The organism is Allobosea sp. NPDC055353, from assembly GCF_053644975.1.
In genome coordinates this window covers 839,212-854,499 of record NZ_JBSHMC010000002.1, presented here as the reverse complement: position 1 = coordinate 854,499, position 15,288 = coordinate 839,212, and the positions used below count along the sequence as shown (strand labels likewise).

Annotated in this window: 16 protein-coding genes; 6 read left to right on the top strand and 10 right to left on the bottom strand. The window is 67.6% G+C overall.

Annotation, left to right across the window (positions count from 1 at the left end; all coding sequences use genetic code 11):
- Window positions 1–2: 2 nt before the first annotated feature.
- The 4 genes from ACWIEX_RS17450 to ACWIEX_RS17435 form a co-directional block, all read right to left on the bottom strand.
- Window positions 3–794 carry an inositol monophosphatase family protein gene (locus tag ACWIEX_RS17450; RefSeq protein ID WP_454034251.1) on the bottom strand — a complete coding sequence of 264 codons (792 nt, stop codon included), beginning with the start codon at window positions 792–794 and terminating at the stop codon, window positions 3–5.
- A 199-nt stretch (window positions 795–993) separates the two neighbouring features.
- Window positions 994–1,926 carry a tetratricopeptide repeat protein gene (locus ACWIEX_RS17445; protein WP_454034250.1) on the bottom strand — a complete coding sequence of 311 codons (933 nt, stop codon included), beginning with the start codon at window positions 1,924–1,926 and terminating at the stop codon, window positions 994–996.
- Window positions 1,923–2,576, bottom strand: coding sequence for a thiamine phosphate synthase (locus tag ACWIEX_RS17440; protein WP_454034249.1), 654 nt, complete (start codon window positions 2,574–2,576; stop codon window positions 1,923–1,925). Before ACWIEX_RS17440 ends, ACWIEX_RS17445 begins: the two co-directional genes overlap by 4 nt.
- Complete coding sequence (locus tag ACWIEX_RS17435; RefSeq protein ID WP_454034248.1) at window positions 2,573–3,727, bottom strand: benzoate/H(+) symporter BenE family transporter; 1,155 nt, start codon at window positions 3,725–3,727, stop codon at window positions 2,573–2,575. Before ACWIEX_RS17435 ends, ACWIEX_RS17440 begins: the two co-directional genes overlap by 4 nt.
- Before the next feature lie 189 nt (window positions 3,728–3,916).
- Between ACWIEX_RS17435 and ACWIEX_RS17430 the strand changes: the two genes are divergently transcribed.
- Entirely contained in the window at window positions 3,917–5,917 is a 2,001-nt protein-coding gene (locus tag ACWIEX_RS17430) for a PhoX family protein (protein WP_454034247.1), read from the top strand.
- Window positions 5,918–6,084: 167 nt separating this feature from the next.
- Here the strand turns inward: ACWIEX_RS17430 and fba are convergent, their stop codons facing one another.
- The 5 genes from fba to tkt all read right to left on the bottom strand — a co-directional run bounded on the left by fba (window position 6,085) and on the right by tkt (window position 12,200).
- A complete protein-coding gene (fba, locus tag ACWIEX_RS17425) occupies window positions 6,085–7,167 on the bottom strand; it encodes a class II fructose-bisphosphate aldolase (RefSeq protein ID WP_454034246.1) in 1,083 nt (360 codons plus the stop codon).
- A 140-nt stretch (window positions 7,168–7,307) separates the two neighbouring features.
- Complete coding sequence (locus tag ACWIEX_RS17420) at window positions 7,308–8,501, bottom strand: phosphoglycerate kinase (RefSeq protein WP_454034245.1); 1,194 nt, start codon at window positions 8,499–8,501, stop codon at window positions 7,308–7,310.
- Window positions 8,498–8,995 carry a hypothetical protein gene (locus ACWIEX_RS17415; protein ID WP_454034244.1) on the bottom strand — a complete coding sequence of 166 codons (498 nt, stop codon included), beginning with the start codon at window positions 8,993–8,995 and terminating at the stop codon, window positions 8,498–8,500. Before ACWIEX_RS17415 ends, ACWIEX_RS17420 begins: the two co-directional genes overlap by 4 nt.
- Before the next feature lie 74 nt (window positions 8,996–9,069).
- Window positions 9,070–10,080, bottom strand: a complete 1,011-nt coding sequence (gene gap / locus ACWIEX_RS17410) for a type I glyceraldehyde-3-phosphate dehydrogenase (protein ID WP_061970293.1) — start codon at window positions 10,078–10,080, stop codon at window positions 9,070–9,072.
- Between the two features lie 122 nt (window positions 10,081–10,202).
- Window positions 10,203–12,200, bottom strand: a complete 1,998-nt coding sequence (gene tkt / locus ACWIEX_RS17405) for a transketolase (protein ID WP_454034243.1) — start codon at window positions 12,198–12,200, stop codon at window positions 10,203–10,205.
- Between the two features lie 321 nt (window positions 12,201–12,521).
- Here tkt and ACWIEX_RS17400 point away from each other — a divergent pair, with 321 nt between their 5' ends.
- Window positions 12,522–12,827: a DUF4164 family protein gene (locus tag ACWIEX_RS17400; RefSeq protein ID WP_320409881.1), complete on the top strand. Its 306-nt coding sequence runs from the start codon at window positions 12,522–12,524 to the stop codon at window positions 12,825–12,827.
- A 54-nt stretch (window positions 12,828–12,881) separates the two neighbouring features.
- Window positions 12,882–13,250 (top strand): cell division protein ZapA, encoded by a 369-nt coding sequence (locus tag ACWIEX_RS17395; RefSeq protein ID WP_061969853.1) that lies wholly within the window; start codon window positions 12,882–12,884, stop codon window positions 13,248–13,250.
- Between the two features lie 74 nt (window positions 13,251–13,324).
- Here the strand turns inward: ACWIEX_RS17395 and pal are convergent, their stop codons facing one another.
- Window positions 13,325–13,840, bottom strand: a complete 516-nt coding sequence (gene pal, locus ACWIEX_RS17390) for a peptidoglycan-associated lipoprotein Pal (protein WP_454034242.1) — start codon at window positions 13,838–13,840, stop codon at window positions 13,325–13,327.
- 337 nt (window positions 13,841–14,177) lie between these two features.
- Between pal and ACWIEX_RS17385 the strand changes: the two genes are divergently transcribed.
- Genes ACWIEX_RS17385 through ACWIEX_RS17375 form a run of 3 tightly spaced genes read left to right on the top strand, consistent with a single transcriptional unit; the run spans window position 14,178 to window position 15,175 of the window.
- A complete protein-coding gene (locus ACWIEX_RS17385) occupies window positions 14,178–14,501 on the top strand; it encodes an ArsR/SmtB family transcription factor (protein ID WP_454034241.1) in 324 nt (107 codons plus the stop codon).
- Window positions 14,498–14,917, top strand: a complete 420-nt coding sequence (locus ACWIEX_RS17380; RefSeq protein ID WP_454034240.1) for an SRPBCC family protein — start codon at window positions 14,498–14,500, stop codon at window positions 14,915–14,917. Before ACWIEX_RS17385 ends, ACWIEX_RS17380 begins: the two co-directional genes overlap by 4 nt.
- Window positions 14,918–14,959: 42 nt before the next feature.
- Window positions 14,960–15,175: a hypothetical protein gene (locus ACWIEX_RS17375; protein WP_454034239.1), complete on the top strand. Its 216-nt coding sequence runs from the start codon at window positions 14,960–14,962 to the stop codon at window positions 15,173–15,175.
- Window positions 15,176–15,288: the final 113 nt, after the last annotated feature.

Sequence of the window (15,288 nt, the reverse complement as noted above, 5' to 3'; positions counted from 1 at the left end):
CCTCAGGCAGCCGCGGTCTTGAGCGCCTGGCTGAGCGCGCGCTCTCCGGCCTCGTTGCCGCAGATGATGTCCTTGGCGCTGGTCGCCGGCTTGCCGTCGAGCGTGCCGAAGGTGCCGCCGGCCTCGCGGATCAGCACGGCGCCGGCCGCGAAATCCCAGGTGTTGAGGCCGCGTTCCCAATAGGCGTCCATGCGGCCGGCCGCGACATAGGCGATGTCGAGCGCGGCCGAGCCCATGCGGCGGACATTGGCGAAGCGCGGCATCACGGCCGCGAGCTCGCGCAGGAACTGGCCGTGGCCGCCCTTGCCGATATGTGGGATGCCGGTGCCGATCAGCATGTCGGCGGGCTCGTTGCGGCCGGAGACGCGCAGGCGGCGGTTGTTGACATAGGCGCCCTTGCCCTTCTCGGCCATGAACATCTCGTCCTTGGCGGCGTCGTAGATCACGCCGGCGATGAACTGGTTGTCGCGCTCCAGCGCGACCGAGATGTTCCAGTGCGGGATGCCGCGCAGGAAGTTGTGGGTGCCGTCGAGCGGGTCGATATGCCAGCGGTTGCTCTCGTCGGTGCCATGGACGACGCCGCTCTCCTCCATGACGAAGCCATAGCCGGGGCGGGCCTTCTCCAGCGCGGCGCGGAGGATCTCCTCGGCCTTGGTGTCGGCCTTGGACACGAAATCGCCCGGGCCCTTGGCGAGGACCTGCAGGTTCTCGACCTCGCCGAAATCGCGCTTGAGCGAGCGGGACGCCTTCATCACGGCGTCGGTCATCACGGTCATCAGGGGGGAGCGGATCATCGGAAACCTCTTGCGCGCTCGTGGGCGCGGCTGGAAATGAAGGAACGGTCACGCTAGCCCTCATCCTGAGGAGCCGCGAAAGCGGCGTCTCGAAGGATGCTCCAGAGCGCGCTGGAACATCCTTCGAGACGCGGGCTTTGCCCGCTCCTCAGGATGAGGGCTGTGTTTCGACCGTAGTACCCCGTCACTTGCGCGGCTCTTAGGGCGCCGTCAAGACGGCGGTGCTGATCCGGCCGGCGGCCATGCGGGCGGCGCGGGCCTGCTGCTCGGGCTTGAGGCGCTCGAACATGTCGTCGAGCGCGGGGTCCTTGAGGCCCTGCGAGCGGGCCGCGAGATGCCAGGCGGCGGCCTCGATCGTGTCCGGCGCGATGCCGAGACCGAACTGGTAGAGCTTGGCGAGGCGGTTCTGGGCAATGGGGTTGCCCTCCCAGGCGGCGCGCCGGAACAGGCTGGCGGCGGCGGCCTCGTCCTTCTCGACCCCGGTGCCGTTGAACAGCATGATGGCGTACTCGACCTCGCCGGGGACGTTGCCGGCCGCCGCCGCCTGCTTCATCCAGCGAGCCGCGACCTCCTCGCTCGCCGGCATGCCGCGCCCCTGCTTCGCCAGCACGCCGAGCGCATGCATGGCATCGCCGATCTGGGATTTCGCCGCGATCTCGAGGCAGGCGATGGCGCGCTTGTCCTCGGCTTCGCGGTTCGCCGCGAGCAGGGCGAGCGCGAGATTGTAGTTGGCGGCGGGGTGGCCGGCTGCGGCAGCCTTCTCGAGCAGCTTGCCGGCGCGGACGGGATCGCGCTTGCCGCTCTTCTCGTCGAGAAGCTGCGTCGCCAGCGCGAAAGCCGCGTTGATGTCGCCGCGCGCTTCGGCCCGCTCATACCATTCGGTCGCGACCTTCTGGTCCGGCGCGACACCGAGGCCCTGGCGATAGAGCTCGCCGACCAACGTCATCGCGGCGGCGTCGCTGCTATCGGCCTCGATGCGCTTGAGCGCTTCCGCCTGGGCGCGACGATAATGCCCGGCCTGGTAGGCGCCATAGGCCAGGTCCGGCGTGGACGCAGCCTCGGCCGGGCCGGCAAGCAGGGCGCCGGCGAGCAGGGCGCTGGCCAGCAAGGCTTGCCCGGCCAGCCGCGTCATCGGGCCGTCTTCCGCGCGGTGCAGGCGGCGATCGCCTGGTTGGCCTGCTCGACCAGGGCGCGGATATCCTGCCCCTCGTCGAAGGCCCAGGCGCCGAGCGCGACGAATTCCGCCCCGGTCTCGACCAGCGCGTGGATGGAGTCGGCATCGGGCGCATAGGCGACGCAGGGCGTCTCGAAGATCTCGGCCCACCAGCCGGCGCGCTCGACCACGGCCGCGAGCGGCGGCAGCGAGCCGTCGGGGCGGGGCTCGCCGAACATCACATAGTCGACGCCGGCCTCGCCGGCATCCATGGCATCGTGGCGGGCACGCAGGGCGCCGATGCCGATGATGCGCTCGCTCTTCAGGCTGGAGCGGGCCTCAGAGACCGCGGCCGGGCCGCCGGTGAGATGGACGCCGTCGGCGCCACCGCGCGCGGCGACGAGCGCATTGTCCTCGACGACGAGGGCGACATTATTGGCCTGGACCGGGCCGGCGAGGCGCTTGACGCGCTCGATCCGGCTGCGGTCGTCGCCGGCGCTGAGGCGCAGCAGCACGGCGGCGACGTCGCCACCGGCCATGGCCTGCATCAGGCGAAAAGCCATGGCCTCCGCGTCTGCGACGGGAGGGGTGACGAGCATCAGGCGGGTGGAGGATGATTGTGTGGTCATGATCGGCTGCGCAAACGGCCCGCAGCGAAGTCCAATGTCAAGACCGCAAGACCAGCAACGAGACTCCAGAAGGCCGAGCCGATGCCGAAAAGCGAGAGGCTGGAGGCGGCGACGGCGAAGGTGACGACGGCGGCGAAGCGCTCCTTGTCGGAGGCCATGGCCTGCCCGAGCGCGCCGGTGAGCGAGCCGACGAGGCCGAGGCCCGCCACGGCGACGATCAGCGCCTTGGGCAAAGCCAGCAGCAGGGCGATCAGCAAGCCGGTCGAGGCGGCGACGACGAAATAGAACAGGCCGTAGAGCACGCCCGCCTTCCAGCGCTGGGCCGGATCGGGGTGGGTGTCGCCGCCGGTGCAGATCGAGGCTGAGATCGCGGCCATGTTGGTCATATGCGCGCCGAAGGGCGCGGTCAGGAGCGAGGTCAGGCCCGTCACGAACAGCGAGGGCGCGGTCGGCGGATTGTAGCCGGCGGCGCGCAGCACGGCGAAGCCCGGCAGGTTCTGGGCGGCCATGGTGACGAGATAGAGCGGGACGCCGATGCCGAGCATGGCGGCAATATCGAAGTGCGGCGTGACGAATTCGAGGCCGCTCAGTGTCATCGCGCCGGCAGGCCAATGGGCGAGGCCGCCCAGGAAGCTGATCGCGATGCCGGCGACGAGTGCGGCGATGACGCCGAGGAAGGGATTGAGCAGGCGCGCCACGAGGAAGACGGCGAGCAGCGGCAGGACGAGGCCGGGCGAAAGGCGCATCTCGTCGAAGACGGCGGCGACGAAGCGGAAGATCACGCCGGCGAGCATCGCCGCCGCGACCGGCATCGGGATGCGCTCGATCAGCCTGCCGAGCGGGCGGAAGGCCGCGGTCAGCATGATCAGCACGGCGGCGACCAGGAAGGCGCCCACGGCAGACGCCATGTCGAAGCCGGTCACGGCCGCGATCAGGGCGGCGCCGGGCGTCGACCAGGCGCAGATCATCGGCATGCGATAGCGCCAGGACAGGAACAGGCTGGAGGCGCCGGTGGCGAGGCAGAGCGCCGCAATCCAGGAAATGGTCTGGCCGTGCGTGGCGCCCAGCGCCTGCGCTGCCTGCAGGATGACGGCGACGGAAGCGGCGAAGCCGACGAAGACCGCGACCAGGGCAGAGAAGACGATCGACATGGTGCGGGAAGCCGGCTGGGACAGAAGCAAGCCAGCGTTGAACCAGAAATCGCCTGAGACGGAAAGGGCGGCGGGCGCAGGGCCGGGACTGGCTGGAAGATGGCCTGCCGCTGACGGACGATGTCATTCGGCTGTCAATGGCTGGGTCTAGCTGCGCATTATTCCAATCCGAAGCGACCGAGGCCGACCATGCGCGACGACGATCATGAATCCACCTTCGGCGCCAGCATGCTGGAGCATGAGGATGTCGAGCCGCGGAATCCGACCGACAACCCGACCATGGGCGAGCTGATCTCGCAGCGCTTTTCGCGGCGCGGGTTGCTCAAGGGTGCGCTCGCCGTTTCGGCGATCTCGGCGACGGTCGGCACGCTGGCGCTTGAAACCGCCGCCGAAGCGCAGGCGCAAGGCGCGAAATCAGCCTTCTCGTTCAAGGAGGTCGAGGTCGGCGTCGATGCCGATCATCATGTCGCCGAGGGTTACGAGGCGCAGGTACTGCTGCGCTGGGGCGATCCGCTGACGGCCGATGCGCCGGCCTTCGATCCGACGAAGCAGAGTGCCGAGGCCCAGAGCCAACAGTTCGGCTACAACAACGATTTCGTCGGCTATGTGCCGATGACGGGCGCCGTCGACCCGTCCGCGCATGGGCTGCTCTTCGTCAATCACGAATACACCAACCCGCATCTGATGTTCCCGGGCGTCGTCGAGATGAAGGACGGCAAGCCTGTCCTGAAGAACGCGACGCCGGAGCGTTTCGCGATCGAGGCGATGGCGCATGGCGCGACGGTCGCGGAAATCCGGAAGACCGGCAGCCAGTGGGCGCTGGTCAAGGATTCCAAGTACAATCGCCGCATCACCGTGGCGACCGAGATGCAGCTCTCGGGGCCGGTCGCCGGCAACGAGCGCGTGCAGACCAAGGCCGATGCCAGCGGCCGCAAGGTGCTGGGCACGCTCAACAACTGCTCGGGCGCGCTGACCCCCTGGGGCACCTTCGTCTCGGGCGAGGAGAACTTCCACGGCTATTTCTCCGGCAAGCTGCCGGAGGGCCATCGCGAGGAGGCGAACTACAAGCGCCTCGCCGTGCCGTCCTCGCCTTACGCCTGGGGTCGCTTCGAGGAGCGCTTCGACTTGGCGAAGGAACCGAACGAGGCCAATCGCTTCGGCTGGGTGATCGAGGTCGACCCGTTCGATCCGAACTCGGTGCCGAAGAAGCGCACGGCGCTCGGCCGTTTCAAGCACGAGGGCGCCGACATGATCGTCGCCAGGGACGGGCGCGTGGTCGCCTATCTCGGCGACGACGAGCGCTTCGACTATGTCTACAAATTCGTCACGGCGGGCCGGTTCGACCCGAACAACCGCACCAGCAATCTCGACCTGCTCGATTCCGGTACGCTCTATGTCGCCAAGTTTGCGGCTGATGGCACGCATGAATGGCTGCCGCTGGTGTTCGGTCAGGGGCCGCTGACGGCGGTCAACGGCTTCCAGAGCCAGGCCGATGTGCTGATCGAGGCGCGCCGCGCCGGCGACCTGCTCGGCGCGACCAAGATGGACCGGCCGGAGGACATCACGCCGAACCCGGTGACGGGACGCGTCTATGTGATGCTGACCAACAATACGAGCCGTAAGGACGAGCAAATCGACGCGGCCAATCCGCGTGCGAAGAACGCCTTCGGCCATATCATCGAGATCGCCGAGGCCGATGGTGACCATACGGCGACCAAGGGGCGCTGGGAGATCCTGCTGAAATGCGGAGATCCGTCCGTCGCCGCGGTCGGCGCCAGCTTCTCGACCGATACGACCAAGAACGGCTGGTTCGGCATGCCCGACAATGCCGTGGTCGATGCCGCCGGGCGGCTCTGGGTCTCGACCGATGGCAACGGCATAGACGTGACCGGGCGCACCGACGGGCTCTGGGCGGTCGATACCGAGGGCGGCGCGCGCCGGACCTCGAAGCTGTTCTACCGCGTGCCGCATGGCGCGGAGCTCTGCGGCCCCTACTTCACGCCGGACGACACCACCGCCTTCGTCGCCGTGCAGCATCCCGGCGATGACGGCCCGGACTGGCCGGAATTCGGCCGCCGCTCCTATTACGAGGACCTCTCGACCCGCTGGCCGGACTTCAAGCCGGACATGCCGGTACGGCCCTCCGTGGTGGCGATCACCAAGAAGGGCGGGGGGAAGATCGGCGTTTGAGGCACTTCCTTCTCCCCCTGCGGGAGAAGTTGGCTCCGCGCAGCGGAGACGGATGAGGGGTCGCGCGACGCTTCCGATACAGCCAGCTTTCCAGCCGGCCTCGGAAACGTCGTGCGACCCCTCACCCCAACCCTCTCCCGCAGGGGGAGAGGGAGCAGGTCACGGCCTCAGGCCGCCTTCTTGGCGCCGAAGGTTGGGTCGAGCTCGCCCTTGGCGTAGCGCTTGGCCATGTCGGCGAGCGTGATGACGCGCTTGATCTTCGAGGCCTGGCCGGCGGTGTTGAACTCCTCAAGGCGCTGCTTGCAGAGCTTGGTCATCGCCTCCATGGCGGGCTTCAGATACTTGCGCGGGTCGAACTCGCCGGGGTTCTCTGAGAGGATCTTGCGGATCTGGCCGGTCATCGCCATGCGGTTGTCGGTGTCGATGTTGATCTTGCGCACGCCGTGCTTGATGCCGCGCTGGATCTCCTCGACCGGCACGCCCCAGGTCTGGGGCATCTTGCCGCCATACTGGTTGATGACGTCCTGGAGGTCCTGCGGAACGCTGGACGAGCCGTGCATGACGAGATGGGTGTTCGGCAGCAGCTTGTGGATCTCCTCGATGACATGCATCGCCAGGATCGCGCCGTCGGGCTTGCGGGTGAATTTGTAGGCGCCGTGCGAGGTGCCCATGGCGATGGCGAGCGCATCGACCTTGGTCTCGGCGACGAACTTCACGGCCTCGTCGGGATTGGTCAGGAGCTGGTCATGGCTGAGCTTGCCCTCGAAGCCGTGGCCGTCCTCCTTCTCGCCCTCGCCGGATTCCAGCGAGCCGAGCACGCCGAGCTCGCCCTCGACCGAGATGCCGCCGAGATGGGCCATGTCGGTGACGGTCCTGGTCACGCCGACATTGTAGTCCCAGTCGCCGGGCGTCTTGCCGTCGGCCTTGAGCGAGCCGTCCATCATCACCGAGGTGAAGCCGGCCTGGATCGCGGTCATGCAGGTCGCCGGCTCGTTGCCGTGGTCGAGATGCACGCAGACCGGGATATGCGGGTAGATCTCGGTGACGGCGTCCATCATGTGCTTGAGCATGATGTCGTTGGCGTAGCTGCGGGCGCCGCGCGAGGCCTGGATGATGACGGGCGCGTCGGTCGCATCGGCCGCCGCCATGATCGCCAGCGCCTGCTCCATGTTGTTGATGTTGAAGGCGGGCACGCCGTAGTCGTTCTCGGCGGCATGATCGAGCAACTGGCGAAGCGTGATACGGGCCACGATGGCACTCCCCTTTTGAAAACGGATATGGCGAAAGATGTAGTGCGGACAGGCTCCCGGCGCAAAGCCGGGTGGGTGGAAAGCTTAAAACGCGAGCGGCCGCCCCGTTGTCGGAGCGGCCCGTACGGTCAATGCCCGGATCAGCGCTTCCGCAGGGCCTCGACGCCCGGCAGGGCCTTGCCTTCCATCCATTCGAGGAAGGCGCCGCCCGCCGTCGAGACATAGGACAGGTCGTCGATGACGCCGGCATGGTTCATCGCCGCGACGGTGTCGCCGCCACCGGCGACCGCGACGAGATCGCCGGCCTTGACGTGCCTGGCCGCGGCCTTGGCGACGGCGACGGTCGCCGTGTCGAAGGGCGGCAGCTCGAAGGCGCCGAAGGGGCCGTTCCAGACCAGCGTCTTGACCTTCCCCAGCCGCAGCACGACTTCGGCGATCGAGAGCGGGCCGGCATCGAGAATCATCTCGTCGGCTTCGACATTGCCGACCGGCACGACACGGTAGCTGGGATGGGCCTTGAACTCGCGCGCCACCAGCGCGTCGACCGGCAGCAGGATCTCGCAGCCGGCAGCCTTGGCCTTCTCCTCGATCTCGCGGGCGGTGCCGACGAGATCATGTTCGCAGAGGGATTTACCGACATCGGCGCCGCGCGCGGCGAGGAAGGTGTTGGCCATGCCGCCGCCGATGGCGAGGACATCGACCTTCTTCACCAGATTGCCGAGCAGGTCGAGCTTGGTCGAGACCTTCGCGCCGCCGACGATCGCCATCACCGGGCGGGTGGGGTTGTCGAGGCCGGCGGAGAGGGCTTCGAGCTCGGCTTGCATGGTGCGCCCGGCATAGGCCGGCAGGACATGGGCGAGGCCTTCGGTCGAGGCGTGCGCCCGGTGCGCGGCCGAGAAGGCATCGTTGACATAGAGGTCGCCATTGGCGGCGAGCGCCCTGACGAAGTCGGGATCGTTCTTCTCGTCGCCGGCGTGGAAGCGGGTGTTCTCCAGCAGCAGGACGTCGCCGTTCCTGGCGGCGGCAAGAGCCTTTGCAACCGGTTCGCCGATGCAATCGTCGACGAAGGTGACGGGGCGGCCGAGCGCCTCAGTCAGCGCCGACACGACCTGCCGCAGGCTGTTCTTGTCGTCGCGACCCTTCGGCCGGCCGAAATGCGCGAGCAGCACGACCTTGCCGCCCTTGTCGGCGATCTCGCGGATCGTCGGCAGGATGCGGTCTATGCGGGTGGTGTCGCTGACCTTGTCGCCGTCCATGGGAACGTTGAGGTCGACGCGGACAAGCACCCGCTTGCCTGCGAGATCGGCGTCGTCGAGGGTGCGGAAGGCGCTCATTGCGGCAGCAGGCCGCCAAACAGGCCGGGCACGCCGAATTTCAGGACGAGGATGGTGAGCAGCACGGTGAGCACCGCGGTCACGGCGGCGGTGACGAAGAGCGTGCCGGCCCGCGGCGTCGCATCGACGCGCTGGCGCAGGGCGGCGATCTCGTTGCGGATGCCGCCGATGTCGAGCGTGCCCACCGCATTGTCGACCTTGCCGGCCGAGCGCTCCAGCGAGGCTTCGGCGCGGGTCAGAACGGCCTCGTAGCGGGCGAATTTCTCCTCGATGCGCGCCGCCTTCTCCTCGATGCGGGAGAGCTGGTCGAGCTTGCGCGGCTCCGTCGCGGCCGGTGCCGGCTCGGTGCTTACGGGGGCCGGAGCCGGAGCCGGAGCGGAGGCAGGGGCCGGAGCGGAGGGGAAGGCCGGGATCGGCGCCAGGCTGACCGGCGCGGAGGCAGGCTCGGTCTGGGGGGCGGGCGGGGTCGCTACTGTCGGCTCGATCTTGGCCATGCTCGGTCCGTTTCTGCTGCTGTTCAGGGACAAGGCCACGCCCTGACGGAGGAACGTGGCCTTGGTAAGACGGTTCAGAGCAGGGCGCCCATGGCGACGGCGGTGTCGCTCATGCGGTTCGAGAAGCCCCATTCGTTATCGTACCAGGAGAGCACGCGGACGAACTTGTCGTCCATGACCTTGGTCTGGTCGAGCGCGAAGGTCGAGGACGCCGGATCGTGGTTGAAGTCGATCGAGACGTTCGGCTGGTCGGTGACGGCGAGGATGCCCTTGAGCGGGCCGCGCTTCGACGCCTTGATGATGGCCTCGTTGACCTTCTCGACCGTGGTCTTCCGCTTCGAGATGAACTTGAAGTCGACGACCGAGACGTTCGGGGTGGGAACGCGGATCGAGGTGCCGTCGAGACGGCCCTTCAGGTCGGGGATCACGAGGCCGATCGCCTTGGCGGCACCGGTCGAGGTCGGGATCATCGAGAGCGCGGCGGCGCGGCCGCGATAGAGATCCTTGTGCATCGTATCCAGCGTCGGCTGGTCGCCGGTATAGGCATGGATCGTGGTCATGAAGCCTTTGTCGATGCCCATGCTGTCATGCAGCACGCGCACGACCGGCGCGAGGCAGTTCGTCGTGCAGGAGGCGTTCGAGACGACGACGTGGTCCTTGGTCAGTTCGTGATGGTTGACGCCGAAGACGACGGTCAGATCGGCGCCGTCGCAGGGGGCCGAGACCAGCACGCGCTTGGCGCCGGCCGCGAGATGCGCGGCGGCCTTGTCGCGGGTGGTGAAGATGCCGGTGCACTCGAAGGCGATGTCGACGCCGAGCGCCTTGTGCGGCAGGTCCTTGGGGTCGCGGATCGCGGTGACCTTGATCGGGCCGCGGCCGACATCGATCGTGTCGCCGGAGACGGTCACGGTGCCGGGGAAGCGGCCATGGACGGAGTCGAAGCGGAAGAGATGGGCGTTGGTCTCGACCGGGCCGAGATCGTTGATCGCCACGACCTCGATATCCTTGCGCTTCGACTCGATGATCGCGCGCAGAACGTTGCGCCCGATGCGGCCGAAGCCGTTGATCGCTACCTTCACCGTCATATCTTCCTCTCCTTCGCCGAGCGAAACGGCGATGCCGTCGCTATCCACGCGGGCAATTCGGCCAAAGAATGGCCGAACGCAAGATGTCTTTCGGGAATATCAGCCCTGCCTGCGGCCGGCCCTCAGGCGTTGTGCTGCTTCATCGCGGCGTCGGCGATCGCCTCCGCCGTGATGCCGAAATGCTTGTAGACCTCCTTGTAGGGGCCGCTGGCGCCGAAGGAATGCATGCCGATGAAGGTACCGTCATGGCCGATCACGGCATCCCAGCCGAAGCGCACGCCGGCCTCGATCGCGATCTTGACTGGGGCCTGTCCGACGATGGCGGCCTGGGTTGCCTCGTCCTGCTCCAGGAAGAGCTCAAGTGAGGGCACGGAGACGACGCGGGCACGGACGCCCTTCTCGGCCAAGAGCTTGCGCGCGGCGACGGCCAGCTCGACCTCGGAGCCCGAGGCGAAGAGCGAGACCTGGGCCTTGCCGCCCTCGGCCGCCAGAAGCTCGTAGGCGCCGGTGGCCGAGCGGTTCTTGGCCGAAGCATCGGTGCGCAATTGCGGCAGGTTCTGGCGCGAGAGCGCGAGCACCGTCGGGCCGTCGGTGCGCTCCAGCGCGGCCTGCCAGGCCTCGGCCGTCTCGATCGTGTCGGCCGGGCGGAAGACGCGCATGTTCGGCATGGCGCGCAAGCTGGCGATCTGCTCGACCGGCTGGTGGGTCGGGCCGTCCTCGCCGAGGCCGATCGAGTCATGGGTCATGACGTAGACGACCGGGGCGCCCATCAGGGCGGCCAGCCGCATCGAGGGGCGGGCATAGTCGGCGAAGACCAGGAAGGTGCCGCCGGCGGTGCGGAAGCCGCCATGCAGGGTGATGCCGTTCATCGCGGCGGCCATGCCGTGCTCGCGGATGCCGTAGCGGACATAGCGGCCCTTCGGGGTCTTCGGGGTGAAGTCCTCGGCGGCCTTGGTGCGGGTGTTGTTCGAAGGCGTCAGGTCGGCCGAGCCCATCACCAGCTCCGGCATGACCGGGATGATGGCTTCCAGCGCCAGCTCCGAGGCCTTGCGGGTGGCCACAGTCTGCGGCGCGGCGATCAGGGCCTTCTTGTGGGCCAGGATCGCCTTGTCGAGCTTGGCCGGGACACCGTGCACGAGGCGGCGGTCGAACTCGCCACGCTTGCGCTCGGAGAGGGTGGCGAAACGCTCGCTCCAGTCCTTGTGCGCGGCGCTGCCGGCCGCGCCGAAGCCGCGCCAGGCCTTGAGCACGTCGGCCGCGACCTCGAAGGGCCCGCCGGTGATGCCGAGCGCCTGCTTGGCGGCGGCAAGCTCCTCGGCGCCGAGCGGCTCACCATGGGCCTTGGAGGTGCCGGCCTTCTTCGGTGCGCCGAAGCCGATCACGGTCTTGCAGGCGATCATGGTCGGCTTGTTCGACTTCTGGGCGCGGCGGATCGCGGCCTCGATCGCCTCGGGATCATGGCCGTCGACGCGCTCGGAGCGCCAGCCGCAGGCCTTGAAGCGCGCGACCTGATCGACATTGTCGGTGATGGTCAGCGGGCCGTCGATCGAGATGCCGTTATCGTCCCAGAGCACGATCAGCTTGTTGAGCTTCTGATGGCCGGCGAGCGCGATCGCTTCCTGGCTGATGCCCTCCATCAGGTCGCCGTCGGACGCCAGCACATAGGTGTGGTGATCGACGACCTTCCTGCCGAACTCGGCGGCGAGCATGCGCTCGGCCATCGCCATGCCGACGGATGTGGCGAGGCCCTGGCCGAGCGGGCCGGTCGTGGTCTCGACGCCGGCGGTCATGAAGTTCTCGGGGTGGCCGGGCGTCTTCGACTCGATCTGGCGGAAGGCCTTGAGGTCGTCCAGCGCCATGCCGGGCGCGCCGGTGAGATAGAGCAGGGCGTAAAGCAGCATCGAGCCGTGACCGGCGGAGAGCACGAAGCGGTCGCGGTCCGGCCAGCGCGGATCGGCGGCGTCGTATTTCATCACGCGGGTGAACAGCACGGCGGCAACGTCGGCGGCGCCCATCGGCAGGCCGGGATGACCGGACTTGGCCTTCTCGACGCCGTCCATCGCCAGGCCACGGATGGCATTGGCGAGCTTGTCGTGCTGGGCGCGGTCGATGGTGGTCATGATGATCTCACGGGCTTTGAGTCTGGCGGGCTTGAGGCCGATCCGAACCTGCGGGAAAGGCAGGAATGGGGCCGGCGGGCAGGCGATGTCGGCAGGCTTGGAAAAGGACCGGTGGATTAGGCCTTGCGCTCGCCACGAGTCAATTCGCGCAAGCCGGGTTTCAGGGTCGCAGGAGCCGGTTGCCGCAGGTTTTTCGCATGGTTCAGCCCGAACCGGCCCGTCCACGCTCTGGGATGGGGCCGATTCCTGTTTTCCCGCGTTCTCATGTAAATTCGCTGGACGAATCGTGTGAGCCGGCTTCGATCTGAAAGGAGAACGACGGTGGCGAGCCTGATGCTGGACAATGCGCTGGCGCGCCTGGATACGGCGCTGGGGCAGCTGGAAGCGGCGGCGCGGCGGCGGGTCGAGGCTGAGCGTGGACATGGCAACCTCGAAACCGAACTCGCCCTGATGCAGGACGATCGCGCGCGCCTTGCGGCCGATCTCGACGGCGCCATGGCGCGGCTCGGGCAGGTCGAGACCGCCGCCGCGGATGTCGACCAGCGGCTGGAGCGGGCGATGAACGTCGTCGGCGCCGTGATCGCGCGGGTGGAGGCGCAGCAGCCGCCGGAGCCCGAGGCAAGCTAGGGTCTGTACTCGTCCATAACGAGCACAGACCCTAAAGCAAGGATTGGAGAGGGAATGCCGCAAGTCAACGTCATGATCGCCGGGAAAGCCTACCGCATGGCCTGCGGGGAAGGCGAGGAGGGCCATCTCGAGGGGCTCGCCCGGTTCTTTGACGAGAAGATCGGCGAAATGCGCGAGGCCTTCGGCGAGATCGGCGACATGCGCCTGCACGTCATGGCCGCGCTGATGGTGGCCGACGAGGTCCACGAACTGAAGCGGCGGCTGGCGAAGCTGGAAGCCGACCTCGCGGCGACGCAGGGCAATGCCGGTGCTGCCGACCAGCGGCTCGGGGAGGTCGAGGACCGGGCCGCGGAAGCGCTCGTCGCGGCGGCCGAGCGGATCGAGGGCGTGGCGCGCAGCCTGATCCCGACCGCGGTGGGGTGACGGCCTCTACTGAAGAATGAAAAAGGCCCCGGACGATGCCGTCCGGGGCCTTTTCTTTTCTAGCTGCGTAGCGATCAGACGCCAGGCGCGCCGCCGGCGCCGTCCAGCACCGTGACGGAGCGGCGGTTCTGCGACCAGCAGGAGATGTCGTTGCAGACCGCGACCGGGCGCTCCTTGCCATAGGAAATGGTGCGCATGCGGTTGGCCGCGATGCCACGCGAGGCGAGGTAGTCACGCACGGTCTGGCCGCGGCGGGCGCCGAGCGAATAGTTGTACTCGCGGGTGCCGCGCTCGTCGGCATGGCCTTCGACGGTGAAGGTGTAGCGCGGATAGCGCTGCAGCCAGCCGGCCTGCTTGTCGAGGGTCGCGACGGCGGTCGGGGTCAGGTCGGTGGAGTCGGTCTCGAAGAAGACGCGGTCGCCGACATTGACGACGAAGTCCTGCGCGCTGCCAGGCGTCGCGGCGCCGCCGGCACCGAAGCCCGAGGCGTCGGCATTCTGGTCCTTGGCGCAGGCGCCGAGCGCGAGCGTGGCGGCGATGGCTGCGGCGAAACGGACGGCACGGCCGCCGGGAAGGAGAGTGGTCAACATGGCTGAACTCCGGGGCAATCGAATTTTGTGGCGCGCACTTCGAGGAGGGCTTCGCGAAGCCTCATCAATGAAGCGTCAACCTAAACGAGACCTTGCCAAATCAGGGCGAAGTGGCGGCATTGCGGCTTATGGTTAACCAAATGTGGCGAAAGGCGTTTGCGAGCCGGGCTGTTGCGTCGCGAGCACAGGGATGCCCCGCAGGACGGCTCGCCCGCTTCATCGGCGATGGGCTGGGCGCAGTGCGACACCTCCCGGCAAAAGATCGAGGATTTCGGATTGACGGATTCATAGCTGTGTGGTTATGAATAATTCATAGCCATGTGGTTATGGATTTCCGATGCCCGGCACGCATGATCTTCTCTTCAGGACGCTTTCCGACCCGACGCGGCGGGGCATTTTCGAGCGCCTGTGCAGCGAGGGCGAGCAGACGGTCGCCGCGCTGACCGCACAGGCCGGCGTATCGCAGCCGGCGGTCTCGAAGCACCTGGCCATGCTGAAGCAGGCCGGGCTGGTGCGGGACCGCCATCAGGGCCGGCAGACGCATTACAGCGCGCAGCTCGCGGCGCTCGCGCCTCTCGCCGACTGGACGAACCGCATGGCCGGCTACTGGGAAAGCCGGTTCGACGATCTCGAAGACCTGCTCAAGAGGATGGACCAATGACCGAAACCCGCTCCGTCATCGTCGAGCGCGAAATGCCCCATCCGCCGGAGAAGCTCTGGCGTGCGCTGACGCAGCCGCACCTGATCGCCGAATGGCTGATGAAGAACGACTTCGCGCCGACCGTCGGCCATCGCTTCAATCTGAGTGGCGACTGGGGCGGGGTGCTGGATTGCGAAGTGCTGACCGTCGAGCCCAACCGGTCGCTCTCCTATAGCTGGGACTTCGCGCATGACGACCCGGCCTATGCCCTCAAGAGCGTCGTGACCTTCACGCTGACGCCGTCGTCCAAGGGCACGCATCTGCGCATGGAACAGGTCGGCTTCCGGCCGGAGCAGAAGCAGGCCCTCGGTGGCGCCAAGGCCGGCTGGCAGCAGTTCTTCGCAAAACTGGAAGAGGTCGTGGCGCGCGCCGGCTGAGGCGGCGCCACTCCTCCTGTCCCCTCATAAAAGGAGCTTTCCTTGTCCTGGAGCACCACCATCCGGCAGGGCCATCGCTGGCTCTCGATCATCTTCACCGCCACCGTCCTCGCAAATTTCGCCGCGATGGCGCGCGGCGAGCCGCCGGCCTGGATCGTCTATTCGCCCCTGCTGCCGCTCTTCCTGCTGCTGTTCAGCGGGCTCTACATGTTCATCCTGCCTTACGTCGCGAGATGGCGCGGCCGGGGTCAGGCCTGAAGGCAGGTCAAGTCTCCGGCGGAACGCGAAAAAATTGCGCAAACAGGGCGCAGAATTGCAGCGCATCTTTCGTCCGCTGCGTTCTATCGTAGGAGCATGTGGCCCTGTCTCGG